Annotated in this window: 17 protein-coding genes and 1 tRNA gene; 9 read left to right on the forward strand and 9 right to left on the reverse strand. The window is 56.5% G+C overall.

What is annotated here, in order from left to right; genetic code table 11:
• Window positions 1–15: 15 nt before the first annotated feature.
• Window positions 16–954, reverse strand: coding sequence for an ACP S-malonyltransferase (gene fabD, locus AABB31_RS05895; RefSeq protein WP_342075389.1), 939 nt, complete (start codon window positions 952–954; stop codon window positions 16–18).
• Between the two features lie 161 nt (window positions 955–1115).
• Here fabD and AABB31_RS05900 point away from each other — a divergent pair, with 161 nt between their 5' ends.
• Window positions 1116–2312: a cytochrome b/b6 domain-containing protein gene (locus AABB31_RS05900; RefSeq protein WP_342075388.1), complete on the forward strand. Its 1197-nt coding sequence runs from the start codon at window positions 1116–1118 to the stop codon at window positions 2310–2312.
• A 74-nt stretch (window positions 2313–2386) separates the two neighbouring features.
• On the opposite strand, the gene AABB31_RS05905 is transcribed toward AABB31_RS05900, so the two are convergent.
• Window positions 2387–2965, reverse strand: a complete 579-nt coding sequence (locus AABB31_RS05905; RefSeq protein ID WP_342075387.1) for a YceI family protein — start codon at window positions 2963–2965, stop codon at window positions 2387–2389.
• A 112-nt stretch (window positions 2966–3077) separates the two neighbouring features.
• The gene (locus AABB31_RS05910; protein WP_342075386.1) at window positions 3078–3680 is read right to left on the reverse strand and encodes a hypothetical protein; all 603 of its coding nucleotides are present in this window, start codon (window positions 3678–3680) and stop codon (window positions 3078–3080) included.
• 267 nt (window positions 3681–3947) lie between these two features.
• Here AABB31_RS05910 and rpsF point away from each other — a divergent pair, with 267 nt between their 5' ends.
• The 4 genes from rpsF (at window position 3948) to AABB31_RS05930 (ending at window position 6128) form a co-directional block, all read left to right on the forward strand.
• Entirely contained in the window at window positions 3948–4301 is a 354-nt protein-coding gene (gene rpsF / locus AABB31_RS05915) for a 30S ribosomal protein S6 (protein WP_108387027.1), read from the forward strand.
• A 21-nt stretch (window positions 4302–4322) separates the two neighbouring features.
• Window positions 4323–4550 carry a 30S ribosomal protein S18 gene (gene rpsR, locus AABB31_RS05920; RefSeq protein WP_008235217.1) on the forward strand — a complete coding sequence of 76 codons (228 nt, stop codon included), beginning with the start codon at window positions 4323–4325 and terminating at the stop codon, window positions 4548–4550.
• A gap of 9 nt (window positions 4551–4559) precedes the next feature.
• Window positions 4560–5198 carry a 50S ribosomal protein L9 gene (rplI, locus tag AABB31_RS05925; RefSeq protein ID WP_342075385.1) on the forward strand — a complete coding sequence of 213 codons (639 nt, stop codon included), beginning with the start codon at window positions 4560–4562 and terminating at the stop codon, window positions 5196–5198.
• A gap of 120 nt (window positions 5199–5318) precedes the next feature.
• Window positions 5319–6128, forward strand: a complete 810-nt coding sequence (locus AABB31_RS05930) for a nucleotidyltransferase domain-containing protein (protein ID WP_342075384.1) — start codon at window positions 5319–5321, stop codon at window positions 6126–6128.
• A gap of 27 nt (window positions 6129–6155) precedes the next feature.
• On the opposite strand, the gene AABB31_RS05935 is transcribed toward AABB31_RS05930, so the two are convergent.
• The 4 genes from AABB31_RS05935 to AABB31_RS05950 form a co-directional block, all read right to left on the reverse strand.
• Window positions 6156–6494: a hypothetical protein gene (locus AABB31_RS05935; protein ID WP_342075383.1), complete on the reverse strand. Its 339-nt coding sequence runs from the start codon at window positions 6492–6494 to the stop codon at window positions 6156–6158.
• Between the two features lie 24 nt (window positions 6495–6518).
• Window positions 6519–6956, reverse strand: a complete 438-nt coding sequence (locus AABB31_RS05940) for a hypothetical protein (protein ID WP_342075382.1) — start codon at window positions 6954–6956, stop codon at window positions 6519–6521.
• A gap of 114 nt (window positions 6957–7070) precedes the next feature.
• Window positions 7071–7436, reverse strand: coding sequence for a hypothetical protein (locus tag AABB31_RS05945; protein ID WP_342075381.1), 366 nt, complete (start codon window positions 7434–7436; stop codon window positions 7071–7073).
• A 63-nt stretch (window positions 7437–7499) separates the two neighbouring features.
• Window positions 7500–8009, reverse strand: coding sequence for a hypothetical protein (locus tag AABB31_RS05950; protein WP_373635520.1), 510 nt, complete (start codon window positions 8007–8009; stop codon window positions 7500–7502).
• 103 nt (window positions 8010–8112) lie between these two features.
• On the opposite strand from AABB31_RS05950, the gene AABB31_RS05955 reads away from it, so the two are divergent.
• The 4 genes from AABB31_RS05955 to AABB31_RS05970 all read left to right on the forward strand — a co-directional run bounded on the left by AABB31_RS05955 (window position 8113) and on the right by AABB31_RS05970 (window position 12215).
• Window positions 8113–10071 (forward strand): bifunctional 2',3'-cyclic-nucleotide 2'-phosphodiesterase/3'-nucleotidase, encoded by a 1959-nt coding sequence (locus tag AABB31_RS05955; RefSeq protein ID WP_342075379.1) that lies wholly within the window; start codon window positions 8113–8115, stop codon window positions 10069–10071.
• A 477-nt stretch (window positions 10072–10548) separates the two neighbouring features.
• A complete protein-coding gene (locus tag AABB31_RS05960) occupies window positions 10549–11292 on the forward strand; it encodes a hypothetical protein (protein WP_342075378.1) in 744 nt (247 codons plus the stop codon).
• Between the two features lie 89 nt (window positions 11293–11381).
• Window positions 11382–11570 carry an acyloxyacyl hydrolase gene (locus tag AABB31_RS05965; RefSeq protein ID WP_373635788.1) on the forward strand — a complete coding sequence of 63 codons (189 nt, stop codon included), beginning with the start codon at window positions 11382–11384 and terminating at the stop codon, window positions 11568–11570.
• Window positions 11571–11696: 126 nt separating this feature from the next.
• Window positions 11697–12215, forward strand: coding sequence for an acyloxyacyl hydrolase (locus AABB31_RS05970; protein ID WP_342075377.1), 519 nt, complete (start codon window positions 11697–11699; stop codon window positions 12213–12215).
• 305 nt (window positions 12216–12520) lie between these two features.
• Here the strand turns inward: AABB31_RS05970 and tig are convergent, their stop codons facing one another.
• Both tig and AABB31_RS05980 read right to left on the reverse strand, forming a co-directional pair.
• Window positions 12521–13852: a trigger factor gene (tig, locus tag AABB31_RS05975; RefSeq protein WP_342075376.1), complete on the reverse strand. Its 1332-nt coding sequence runs from the start codon at window positions 13850–13852 to the stop codon at window positions 12521–12523.
• 22 nt (window positions 13853–13874) lie between these two features.
• A tRNA-Leu gene (locus AABB31_RS05980) sits at window positions 13875–13959 on the reverse strand.
• Window positions 13960–14049 lie beyond the last annotated feature (90 nt).

The following is a 14049-nucleotide window of genomic DNA, read 5'->3' on the forward strand; positions in this document are numbered from 1 at the left end:
CTGAAAGACCCTATTCTAGTCCTGAAAAGCTGCGGCAGCGGCGCGCACATCATCCGGCGTACCAATTGCTTGCGGTGTGACGGCACGATCAATCCGCTTGATCATCCCTGACAGGGCCTTGCCTGCGCCAATTTCATATATGTCACTCACACCCTGTGCGGCCATAAAGGCGACGCTTTCGCGCCAGCGCACGGATCCGGTGATCTGTGCTACTAACAGCGTCCTGATCTCTTCGGGGTCAGTCACCGCCTCGGCTTTGACATTGGCAACAACCGGCACCATGGGGGCATTGATCTGCACGTCGGCCAGCGCGGCAGCCATAACATCCGCAGCCGGGGCCATCAGGCTGCAATGGAATGGGGCGCTGACAGGCAGCAACACGGCGCGTTTGGCCCCCTTTTCCTTGGCAATGACCAATGCGCGTTCCACGGCCGCCTTATGCCCTGAAACGACGACTTGCGCGGGGTCATTGTCATTTGCAGCCTCGCAGACGTCACCTTGCGCAGCCTCCGCGGCGACAGCGGAAGCCGCCTCAAAATCCAGCCCCAGCAACGCGGCCATGGCACCAACACCAACGGGAACGGCCTCTTGCATCGCGGTGCCGCGGGCGCGCAACAGGCGGGCCGTGTCGGCAATGCTCAGCGCATCCACAGCCGCAAGGGCTGAATATTCGCCCAGGGAATGACCCGCGACAAAAGACGCCGAGGTGACGCTGACGCCCTCGGCCTGCAGGGCGCGCAGGGCCGCCAGCGATGTGGCCATCAAGGCCGGTTGCGCATTGCGGGTCAGCGTCAGATCGGCGATGTCGCCCTCCCAGATCAATGCCGACAGATCCTGATCCAGCGCGTCATTGACCTCTTCAAACACCGCTTTTGCGGCTGGATAGGCCTCTGCAAGTGCCTTGCCCATGCCGATGGTTTGCGCCCCCTGGCCGGGAAATACGAATGCGCGCATCTGCGCCCTCCTCTTGATCTGGGTCTTCACGCAGGCTTAGCGCGCCCAGCCGGGGCGCACAAGCAACCCACCCGATGCACAGGGGCTGCGCATTTCTTGCACTGTGCGGTCAGCCGCGCGGATGATAAAAGCAGCCAAGCAAACAGGAACGGGATCTGACCATGTCAACAGCGAACACCCAGACAGTTTACGGCAGCGTAACAAAGACCTTTCACTGGCTCACCGCACTTCTGATTATCACCATCATTCCACTGGGGGCCATCGCCAACCGGCTGCCATTTGAAACAGATGCGCAGATCGCACTAAAGGCGACCCTGTTTTCCCTGCACAAAACACTGGGCATCATTGTGTTTGCTGTCGCCTTGGGGCGGATCATCTGGGCGATCACCCAAACCAAGCCCGGGCCGCTTCACCCCGAACGCAAGGCCGAAACCTTGTTGGCCGAGATCGTGCATTGGCTGCTTTACGTCTCACTTGTCGCGGTCCCGCTGACCGGCTGGATTCACCACGCAGCAACAACCGGCTTTGCGCCCATCCTGTTGCCAATCGGGCAAGGACTGCCGCTTGTGGGCAAGGATGAAGGCACGGCAGAGCTGTTTGCGGGTCTGCATTGGATCTGGTCGAAAATCATGGTCGGCGCGATCCTGCTGCATATTGCGGGCGCGTTGAAGCATCAGATCATTGACAAGGATGCGACGTTGCGCCGGATGTGGTTCGGGCAGTCCGAAACGCCTGCTGTCGGCCCGCATCACAGCAGTCTCGCCCCTCCGCTGGCGGCCGTGCTGATTTATGCCGCAGCAACAGCCGCCGGTGCGGGCGCGGGCATTCTCAGCCACCAATCCGAACAAGGTGGCCCCGCCCTTGATGCGGTGGCCTCACAATGGCAGGTCACGAATGGTGAGATAGCGATCACCGTCGCCCAACTTGGCAGCCCCGTCACAGGCAGTTTCGAAGACTGGACATCCAGCATCACATTCGATCCCGACGCCCAAGGCAAAATGGGCGAAGTGACAACGACAATCGCCATTACATCGCTCAAGCTTGGCTCTGTGTCCGATCAGGCAATGGGCGCCGACTTTTTTGACGCCACAACCTTCCCCACCGCGGTTTTCCAGGCCGACATCGTGCAAGACGGCGACGGTCTTCGGGCAGAGGGAACGTTGCGGATCAAGGAAAACGAAATGCCAGTCAGCCTGCCTTTTGATCTGACAATTGCGGGCGATGATGCCGAAATGTCGGGGGGGACAACGCTTGATCGGCGGGACTTTGCAATTGGTCAAAGCATGTCCGACGAAAGCAGCCTTGGATTTAACGTTGAGGTTTTGATTTCCCTCAACGCAACGCGCACGGCCGAATAAGGCGCCACACGCACAAGAAAAGGGCCGCCACTGCGATAGTGGCGGCCCTTTTTGGTACCTTTCGTCAGGCGCTCTTATTCAGCCTTGGACGCCTCGATTGAGATATTCACTTCAACTTCGTCGCTGACGAATGGCGCAAATGCACCAACTTCAAAGTCAGAGCGGAGAAGTGTTGTTGTCGCATCAAATCCAGCCCATGGTTTTTCGCGCTGCGGGTGAACACCCACCTGGTTCAGCTTGGCGTCCAGAACGACGGGCTTCGTGATGCCGTTCAGCGTCAGATCGCCCGTGATCAGCGCGGTGTCATCACCGGTCACTTCGATAGCGGTTGATGTGAACGTCACCATTTCGTCCTCTGCCGCAGCAAAGAAATCGTCGCTCATAAAGTGGCCAAAGCGGGCTTCCCAGCCTGTCAGCATGCTTCTGACGGGGAATGAGACACTGACAGAGGATGCGGCAGGATCTTCCTGGTCAAACGCGATCGTGCCTTCAAAGCCAGAGAACATGCCATATGTCGTGGAATAACCCAGGTGGTCATAGCTAAAAACGATCTGGCTGTGGCTTGCATCCAGAACATAATCCTCTGCGGCAGCAAAGGCAGGCGTCGTCAACGTGGCTGCGACCAGCGTCGCAGCAGTCAGAAGGGTCTTCATCGTGATCTCCTCAGATGTGTGTTACGCAACCCTTAAGATAGTGCGCAACGGTCCAAGGCAATTCCACAAAATCGAACACGCATTGTTCGGCAGCCCGCGCAGCGGGATTTGGTCAGGCGGCGCGGGCCTGCGAAAACGACCCGCCAGCGGCGGTACACACCATCAAATCACGCGCCAATTGGTCCCGAAGGCCGATCAACTGCGCCTCGGTGCCTTCGGCGACAGCAACGGTTTGCACGGTATTGCGGTAGCGCAAGACGAGCGTCGAGAGGGACGATTCCGGATCAGTTTCGATGAAAACACCACCAATCGTGTCAAAACCGTAGCAGCCCACAGTGGTCGGCTTGCCCGCGCGGTTACAGATGACCTCGCGAATTTCGCCAACGGCATTGTCAACGTGAAGCTCGGGACGGGTGCCGCGGCTGGCGAACCATAGCAGGTAGAATGCAACGGCGCCGAACAATGTCGCCGCACCAACGCGGAACGCGCCTGTGCCGCCATCAAAGGCAATCGAGGGCATCAAAAGAATGCCGAAACAGGCCGTCAGGAAACATGCGCCAAAGAAAAATGACGCGATCTGCGACATCACAACGCTTAATGACGGGCCACGGCCGGACCGAACGACATAACCCCAATAGGTATCTTCCACCGAAAACGTCGATGGGCGGGCTAGATGTTGTGCGCCACCAGGCACTGCGACATTGATATTGGTCATCAGCCAATCCTCACCACTGCGATACGATATTGCTGCATGTCAAACTTGACAATAAAGGGGCAAGCTCAAGGCATCGTTAAGAAATTTGCGATTGTTGCCATGCTGTGGCATTTGGGCGGCACACAAGGGTTGCATCAATGGCATCGGGCTGTATAAGGCCGCATTCTTCCGCAGAACTTATGAACTGCGCAGTCTCTCGTGGATGGGGGGCGGAAGATGCAAACGCCCCATCCTTTGAAATGCGCCGATATATGAACTGGAGTACGCATGCCGCTATACGAGCATGTCATGATTGCGCGTCAGGACTTGTCCAACACGCAAGCTGAAAGCCTCATCGAACATTTCGGAACCGTTCTTGCCGATAACGGCGGCAAGTTGCTGGAAAACGAATATTGGGGCGTCAAGACGATGGCCTACAAGATCAACAAGAACCGCAAAGGGCATTATGCCTTTCTGCGCACAGACGCCCCTGCCCCTGCCGTGCAGGAAATGGAACGCCTGATGCGCCTGCACGAAGACGTCATGCGTGTGCTGACCATCAAGGTTGACGCCCACGAAGAGGGCCCATCCGTGCAGATGCAAAAACGCGAAGAACGTGGCGACCGCCGCGAGCGCCGTTGATCTAGGAAAGGACAAACAATCATGGCAACCAAACCATTTTTCCGCCGTCGCAAGTCTGATCCGTTTGAAGGCGATAACGCCCCAAAGATCGACTATAAAGACACCCGCCTTTTGCAGCGCTACATCTCTGAGCGCGGCAAAATCGTTCCCGCCCGTATCACCGCTGTCGGTGCCAAGAACCAGCGCGCGCTCGCCCGTGCGATCAAACGCGCCCGGTTCCTTGCCCTGCTGCCCTACGCTGTAAAGTAAGGACATATCATGGATATCATTCTACTTGAGCGCGTCGCAAAGCTGGGTCAGATGGGCGAAGTGGTTTCCGTCAAGGAAGGCTACGCGCGCAACTTTCTGCTGCCACAGGGCAAAGCCCTGCGGGTGAACGCCGCCAACATGGCGCGGTTCGAGGCTGAAAAGGCCCAGATGGAAGCCCGCAACCTCGAAAGCAAAAAAGAGGCCGATGCGCTGGCCGCAAAGCTGGATGGACAAAAGTTCATCATCATCCGCTCTGCATCTGACGCAGGCTCGCTTTATGGCTCGGTCACCACACGCGATGCGGCTGATGCGGCAACTGAGGCTGGCTTTACCGTCGACAAAAAGCAGGTCGTGCTGCAAGGCGCGATTAAAGAGCTGGGCTTGCATGACGTCAGCGTCATTCTGCACCCCGAGGTTGAGGCAACAATCACGCTGAACGTTGCGCGCTCTGTCGAAGAGGCTGAACTGCAAGAAGCCGGCAAATCCATTGCCGAGCTGGCCGCAGAAGAAGAAGCCGCCGCTGAATTCGAAATTCAGGAACTGTTCGACGATATCGGTGCTGCGGCATCTGATGACGAAGAACTGGCTGAAAGCGCTGGCGTCGAAACGGCTGATGAGCCCGCCGCTGACGACAGCGACGACGACTAAACGCCAGCAGCTTAGAAGATCTGAAGGCCGCCCCAACATTTGGGGCGGCCTTTTCATTTGCATCACCCCCCGACCACCGACATCAATGGAGGCGGCGCGCGTCATCACGGGGGCAATTCCATGGACCACCCAGAAATAATCCAAACCATCACGGATGCAATCATCACGAAACCTCAAATCCGGGCGTTGTTTCTGGGCGGAAGCTATGGAACCGGCATGGCGGATGCCTATAGCGATATTGATTTTGTCATCGTGACCCCCGAAGGCGCCACAGACGATATTGCCGCAATCTGGCAGGACGCCATCGCGCAAACCGGCGAGATTGTCCTGTGGTGGGATCGAAAACCTGTTCCAGTCCTGATCAACGCAATCACTGATGACTGGACCCGCACAGACGTGATGATCCTCAAACCCGATCAGATGGGCGCCCAATCACAAGCCAACCTGAGGCCACTATTCGATCATGACGGTATCCATGATCGCTTGAAGGAACGACCCGCGCCAACAAAACCTGACCTGAAGAAGGCAAAATATCAGTTTGAGGAATTTATCCGTATTCTCGGCCTTCTCCATCTGGTTGTCGGGCGCAAGGAATACATCAACGGCGTTTTGGGCGTGTTCCACTTGCGCAATCTGCTGGTGGATCTGTTGATCCAGGAAACCGACGCGCCACATCGGGGCGGGCAATTGCACCTCAACCGGCTGATCACAGATGAACAAAAGGCGTTGCTAGTCGCGCTGCCGCCGCCGGTTGCAGACCGGGACCAGTTGATCGCGGCCCACCTCGCTTATGCCAAGGCGTATCTACCGCGCGCCCGAAAAAGGGCCGCCAAGTTGGGCATCGCATGGCCCGACCGGTTCGAGACCGCGACTTGGGCCAAACTGCACGCGGACCTCGGGACCACGCGGCCTTATGATCCGGTCCAGTGAACCGGATCACCACGGCGCTGAGATGCCTCAGATACCGACCGCGTTAAAGGCCGACCGGACCACAAGGCTCATCAAACCCTTGCGGAACCGCTCCAGCCGGGCCTGTGACAGGCCAAGCGCCTTGAGGGCATGCATCTTGGCAAGCGATTTCTGACCACCGACAAGAAACTCGAAATCATCCTTTGAAATCGTGCCGGCTTTCAGCGCCTCACCCCAGCGCTTGATGGATTTTTTGTTCAGCTCAACAAAGTCCTTCGCGTCCGAGCGGGCGTGATCCACAGCATCACCGACACTGTTCTTGGCAAGTGTCTTTACGCCATCCTCGACGCCCTGGACAAAGCCATCCCAATCAAATGTTACAGCCATGATAATCTCCTTAAAATAAATGGTTTAGCAGTCAGCAGGGCGCTTCTTGGTGACCTCGACGCAAATAATGATGTCGTAAGCTTCGGCGATCTGAATGGAACTTTCACCGGCCAGAAATGTACTCAACCTGCCCTGCTCTTCCCACCGGGCGGCAAAACCACCCAAAAGGTTCTCCTCGGGATCACGCAACGTGTCCCACAGCCGGGTCGACACGTCATTGCGCGGACGGCCCTTGGCAAACTCATAGGCCGCATCCACATCAACAAGCAGTTGTTCAACGGCATCCTGATGCTGGGCATAAGGTTGGTCGGCCTTGGCAATGATCGCCAAGCTTCGCGCCTTCAGGCTGGTCGCGCTCTTGAAAGCTTCCTGACTGAATGGGCTGATGAATGGCCCGCAAGAGGCCAACAGGAATAGCAGTGCAAAAAGCGCTGCTCCTTTGCGTTGCAAAAAATGTCTCATGAAAATCCTCCGTGCAATGAGGGCATCATAGGCGACATCGGCAAATTCACAAAGTAAGGCTATCCACCATCGCGGCAGCGGGGGCAAGCATTGCCAGCCCCCGCCGCGTTTGCGCTATGATATTGTGTACTGGAACGACGCGCCCTGGCCTCTGTTGCGGCGGATCGTCAATGTGTCGCCGCTGCGTTCCCAGACCTGGCAGTCTTCCGGTGACGGGCCACGCGGCCCCGCCGTCAGCGTGCGACACCAAAAGCCATCCTTGACCTGCCATGTGCCGCGGGTATCGGCACCCGAGAACATGCCGCTCAACGTGCCATCGGCGTTCATGACGGCGAAATCCGTTTCATTCAGCCGCAAGGTCTTGCCCACCAAAGGGGCAAAATCAGCCGCCGTTGACAGCTTGCCGGCGGCGGGCGCCGGATCAGTCATTTGGCAGGCGGACAGCAAAAGTACGGAAAGGAATGCGATTTTCTTGAACATGGAAATCCTCACTATCTCAACAATGGTGAAAGGCTACGGCGATCCACGGCGCAAAGCAACGGTTCAACCGCCGAACGGTTTTCTGGGTGGGTTGCGCCAGTCCAACGGCAGATCATCAAACAAGGATGAAGGCCCCCCACCCCATTCGCGCATCCAGCGCGAAACCGGCGCAAATGATGCGGCACGTTCCCAGGTGAAATAGCCCAACGCGCCCTTGGCCGGAATGGGATCACACATGGCCGCATGATCCAGAACCAGTCCCATCTGGCCACCAAACCATTCGCTGTCGCTTTCAGAAACGATATCGACAACATCCACCGCGCCAATAATGGCACCGCGGACCAACTGATCAGGCCGGGGGCAATCCAGACCGTGACGCGCCAACCGCCACGCGCCCCAGTCATATTCATCCTGCTTAAGTCCACTGGCCGCATGGATCGCAATCCGGCGACAGGTCATACCACCGGCCCGGATCGAACCGGCAGAGCGATTCTCGATTTTCTTGTGCCCTGCCACAATCGCCCAGGCCCAGGGTTGCCGGACAGACAGCGCGCATGAAGGAAGATCAACCATGAAAGACAATTAGCGGAATTCCGGCAAAGGCAACCAACATCCTCTTGTGAGCCGGGCCATTCATCGGTCTACTGTGGGCATATCACACATTGGGGGTTCACAAATGTCATTGCGTCTCAATCGCCGTCACTTCATCGCCGGGTCTGCCGGGCTGGTTGCCATGCACCCATTCTCGGTCAATGCAGCCACCGGGCAGGCCCATCTGCGCCTGATGGAAACAACCGACCTGCATGTCCACGTTTTTCCCTATGATTACTATGCGGACAAACCTGTCGACACAGTCGGGCTGGCGCGAACCGCCAGCATCATCGAAGGCGTCCGGGCGGAATCCACCAATTCACTGCTGCTCGACAATGGCGACTTTCTGCAGGGCAACCCGATGGGTGACTACATCGCCTACGAGCGTGGTATGAAAGAAGGCGACATGCACCCGGTCATCACCGCGATGAATACGCTCGGGTTTGACGGCTCTACCTTGGGCAATCACGAATTCAACTATGGTGTTTCCTTCCTGATGAAATCCGTGGCGGGCGCGGCCTTCCCGGTCGTCTCGGCCAATGTTGTCAAGGAAATGGGCGCGACGCCGACCGCAGACACAACGCTCGTGCCGCCCTACACCATTCTGGAACGCGAGATCACCGATGGGGATGGCAATACAGCCCCGATCAAGATCGGCCTGATCGGCTTTGTGCCGCCACAGATCATGAATTGGGACCGCAAACATCTGGAAGGCAACGTGCAGGCCCGCGACATCATTGAAAGCGCGCGCGCCTATGTCCCGCAGATGAAAGAGCAAGGCGCCGATATCATTGTTGCACTTTGCCATTCAGGGATCGGGGCTGCCAATGCCGAGGATGGGATGGAAAACGCCGCAATCCCGCTGGCCGCGGTCGACGGGATTGATGCGATCCTGACCGGGCACAGCCATCTGGTCTTCCCCTCGTCGAACTACGATGACTGGGCCGGGGTTGATACCGCCGCAGGGACCATCGGCGGCAAGCCCGGTGTGATGGGCGGCTTCTGGGGCAGCCACATGGGGCTTGTCGATCTGCTGCTAGAGCGTGATGGCAACAGCTGGCGGGTCCTGTCCCATACCGCCGAGGCGCGGCCGATCTCCAAACGCAATGAAGACCGCAGCGTGACCGCACTGGTCGAGGATTTCGCGCCCGTGCTGGCATCCGTGCAGGATGTGCATGACGAAACACTGGCCTATGTCAGAACCGCCGTCGGCAAGACCGCAGCCCCCCTGCACAGCTACTTCGCGCTGGTGGCCGATGATCCCTCGGTGCAGATCGTCTCCAATGCGCAGATGTGGTATATCAAGGATCAGATGGTCGGAACCGAATATGAGGGGCTTCCGATCCTGTCGGCTGCGGCACCGTTCAAGGCGGGTGGGCGCGGCGGGCCGGACTATTTCACCGACGTCCCCGAAGGCGATGTGGCGATCAAGAACGTGGCTGATCTTTACCTTTACCCCAACACGGTCCGGGCGGTGAAAATCACCGGCGCCGAGGTCAAGGACTGGCTGGAACGGAGTGCAGGCATGTTCAATCAGGTCGATGCTGGGGCCAGTGACGCCACACTGCTGAACCCCGACTTCCCAAGCTACAATTTCGACGTGATGGATGGGGTCACCTATGAAATCGACCTGACGCAACCGTCGAAATTCGACCGGGACGGGAATGTGATCAACGCAGATGCCAACCGGATCGTGAACCTGCAATATGATGGGGCGCCTATCGACCCTGATCAGACCTTTATTGTTGCCACGAACAATTATCGGGCGTCAGGGGGCGGCAGTTTCCCCGGGGCCAAGGGCGACACGGTTATCTTCGAGGGGCCGGACACCAATCGCGACGTCATCGTGCGCTATATCGTCGATCAAGGCACCGTGGATCCAAAGGCCGATGCAAACTGGTCATTCAAGCCGATGCCCGGCACGTCCCTGATGTTCGAAACAGGGCCTGCAGGGGCGGCATATGCGGACAGCGTGGCAGGGATGAAGATCGCACCCGCCGGGACGTCCGACAGCGGCTTCGCCCTGTTCCGGATCGAGATGTAAATCACAAATTCACGCAACGGCCGGGACGTCTGGCCGTTGCGCGTTCGGAATGACACAACTATCTGGTTTTACGTCATTTTGACCAGGAAGCCTACGTGCAGAACCCGTACACACGGCGTACATACAAGTGCACAACGACGTACTTGAAGTCAGGCTCTTTCCGTTCATCTACAACCCAGTGCCAAGCGAACTGAAGAGTGCGTCTTACCATGGGCGAGTTCTGGGGAATTGTTGGGGATAAACAAAAAACCGTCGCATGCCCGATTAGAACTCAAAGTCCCGAATGCTGCGGGTTATTACACCAACGGCAGTACCGCGCAGAAAGCAGACATTGCAAAGTTGCGAAACTTGGCAAGGCTAAGCAGAAACCAGACCGGCCCTGTCGAAGTTCCACGGTGTCTAGAGCCATCGACTTAGAAGATTTATGCTACCTATGGTAAGGCATTGGTCAGGATCACTAGTTGAGAGGATACAATCGTGCCAATTTCACCGCCTAACGCGTCTGTTGCCAAGGAACTCGGCCGGAAAATCTATCTCTCTTTGTTGCAGCAGGTCCCGTTCGTGGGTGGTCCATATTCGGCTATGGTTGACGTCATGCGACCGGGAGATCATCAGGTCGAAAACGAGCGATGGCAAGAGGAAGTGACTGCGGTTTTGAACTCACAGGAAGACGCGATAAGGATCCTTACGGCCTCCTTTCCGTTGTCGGACGACGCGAGTTACCTTGGTAAATGGCTGTGCGAGAAATCGGAAACGGGCGGGCGCTTCGACAACTTTGACAACAGCCAAATCGAGGCACAGTTTCAGGACGCTTCGAGCAATGAAATCATGGACGCTGTAGGTGAGTTAGAACTCAATGGCATGATTTCTGTGTCACACGCACTTTCACATCGATTCAGAAGTGTTCGACCACTAACCAAACTATTTGAGGTCTTCGACCCGATAGTTCACGATGTTTCCCCTCGAGCAGATGCAGTAACTGTTGCGGAAGTTATCTTATCTTCAGAAAAAAGTCAGGTTTCTGCATCGGATGTCGAAGCAAAGTTCAAGTGGTCGACACGGCGCACCAACCCTGCGTTTTCCATAGTCGGTGAATTTATTGGCGAAGGTCGGAAGAGCTCGCCCTTGGGACAACCCTATGTCTATAGATCGATGTGGGCAAACTCTGCTGAACGAGCTTCGCTAAAGCGGTTTGTTTCTGAGGCTCATGGTAAGCCGTAGGAGAATCTAGGTGGACCACTCAAAAGTGGTAAGTGAAGGCCAAGACATGAAAGACGGAGCTGTCAGCTGATCGGTCAGAGGGACCGCATATCCAATGTCCGGTTTGGGCTGATTTAGGCGGAGAATTTCATTTTCGTTCCGCGGTCGGCGCGGGATTTGAATTCGACAATGGATCCACACTCATGCTGTCATGGGACCATCGCTCCAACGGCGACACACGCGCGACCAAACCCGGACTAGAAAATTTGTCGGTCCGCTACGCGGTCAGTTTGAACTAATGACGTTTGTCACATCATAAGTTATCTACCGTGCAGGCGACTTGATCTTCATAGGCGCCTTAGTTTTATCAATCCTTGGTGCCTTTCACGGCAGGCTCCACCGGCCACACAAAATAGGATGACATCATGGACGGTACACTTGGTCTGATCTGGGTGCTGACAAGTTTCACAGATATGGCGTTGAATGATTGCCCCAGCGGTTGCCTTGATACCGAAAAGCAAGCACCACAGGTGCTTTATCAGCTGGGTAATCTGCAATCTGATGGATTTCAGAGCGAGAATGAGGCCTACCTTGGCTACGACAGCCATCGTCGACGCGGCCCCTTTCGCCCCACTTACGGTCTTTCGTTCACCACCGATGGGGCCGCATGGTTCGGGATCGGCTGGAAATGGAGCACCCAATACATCTACGACACCCCATTATTCATCGAAACCTCGATGATGCCCGGTGTCTATAGGCAAGGTGACGGCGCTGATCTTGATGGAACTCTGCAGTTTCGATCGGCACTTGGTATTGGCTATACGTTTGACAACGGCAGCAAAGTGACGATCAGCTACGACAGCATGTCCAACGGGGATTTTCGCGATGCACGCCCGAGCCGCGAAACGCTCGCCATCCGTTGGTCGACCAACTGGGAGGGATAGATCCATCTTTCGAAGATGGCGTGAGGATAGCGATATCCAAGCGACGCAGCCTCGTCTTTCGACAGTAATGCCAGGCGCAATGGGTCGCTATTATCGGTCAAATTGGCAATCTTCACCTTTAATGCAGACGTTGGCCCGGACCGCACAAGGTGATTGATACGTTCATCCCAAGTCGCCTTTGGGCTGGCTGCGGTCATCATAAGGCAAGCAGCGGGTAACGGCACAGTTCTGCAAACTGGCCAACGCCGAAACAAAAAAGGGGCACCTACACGGACGCCCCTTTTTCATAGAATATTCAGATCGCTTTACTCTTCTTCCAGCTTCTCAACAGCCTTCTGCAGGTCGTCTTTGCTGACCTCTTTGTCTTTCACGGCAGCCTGTTCAAAGATGTGGTCAACAACTTTGTCCTCAAACAAGGGCGCCTGCAACTGCTGGCGGAACTGCGCGTTCTGCTGCACGAAGTCAAAGAACTGACGCTCCTGACCGGGGTACTGACGCGCCTGGTTCATAATCGCTTGCGTCATCTCCTGATCCGAGACTTTCACATCCGCTTTCTGACCGATATCCGCCAAAAGCAGGCCTAGCTTCACGCGGCGCTCGGCCAGTTTTGTGTGCTCGTCGGTCGGCTTGATTTCCGGGTGATCATGGCCTTCAACCTCGGGGTTTTCCTCATGCCACAGCTGGTGTGCAATCTGGTTTGCCTCGGCCTCCACCAGCGACGCAGGCAATTCGAAGGACACTTTCTTGTCCAGCACATCAAGCAAGCCGCGCTTTGCAACAGCCCGGGAGGCACCGGTATACTCGGCTTCCAACCGCTCCGAGATCTGCGCCTTCAACCCATCAAGGTCTTCTGCGCCGAACTTCTTGGCCAGCTCATCATCCAACTTCGGCTTTTTCGGACCTTTGACTTCCTTGATCGTGCAGCTGAAGACAGCTTTCTTACCGGCCAGATTTTCGGCCTGATAATCATCGGGGAACGTCACTTCGACGTCTTTTTTGTCACCCGCCTTGACCTTCAGCAGGCCATCTTCGAACCCGGGAATAAAAGAATTTGAACCAAGCACCAGCGGATAATCCTCAGCCGCGCCACCTTCAAATGCCTCGCCATCAACCTTGCCGACGAAATCCAGAATAACCTGGTCGTCTTTCTTGGCCTGGGTCTTCTTGGCTTCGTAGCTCACCGCTTGCGGGCTCTCTGCGAGGCTATCAAGCGCTTCCTTGACAGAGTCTTCATCGGCTTTGACAACCATGCGCTCCAGCTTGATCTTGGTGAAATCCACATCCTCGATCTCTGGCAGCTTTTCGTAAGAGACGTCGACATTCACGTCATCGCCTTCTTTCCAGTCCTCGTTGGTCATCTTCATTTCGGGCTGGGCCGCGGGGCGATCACCTGATTCCTCCAGATGCGATGTCAGCGCGCCATCAATGGCTTCCTGCATCGATTCGCCCATCAGGCGTTGGCCGAACTGCTTGCGCAGCAGAGCCATCGGCACTTTCCCTTTCCGAAAGCCCTTCATTTCGATCGTGGGCTGTGCCTCTTTCAGCTTCTCTTCGACTTTGGCGTCGAGCTCGGCTGCGGTGACCGTAATCGCGTAACCACGCTTGAGGCCTTCATTGAGGGTCTCAGTGACCTGCATTGATATGTCCTTCTACATATTTTGGTGCGGGTGAAGGGACTTGAACCCCCACGCCTTGCGGCGCCAGAACCTAAATCTGGTGCGTCTACCAATTCCGCCACACCCGCATGATCAAGAAGGGGCAAGCACAGGCCTGCCCCAAGTTTGGCCGCTGTCTAACAAAGGTCGCTGTCGGATGCGAGCGGAAAATTGATCAC

It is taken from the genome of Yoonia sp. SS1-5 (genome assembly GCF_038443705.2).
In the GTDB taxonomy this organism is placed as follows: Bacteria; Pseudomonadota; Alphaproteobacteria; order Rhodobacterales; family Rhodobacteraceae; genus Yoonia; species Yoonia rhodophyticola.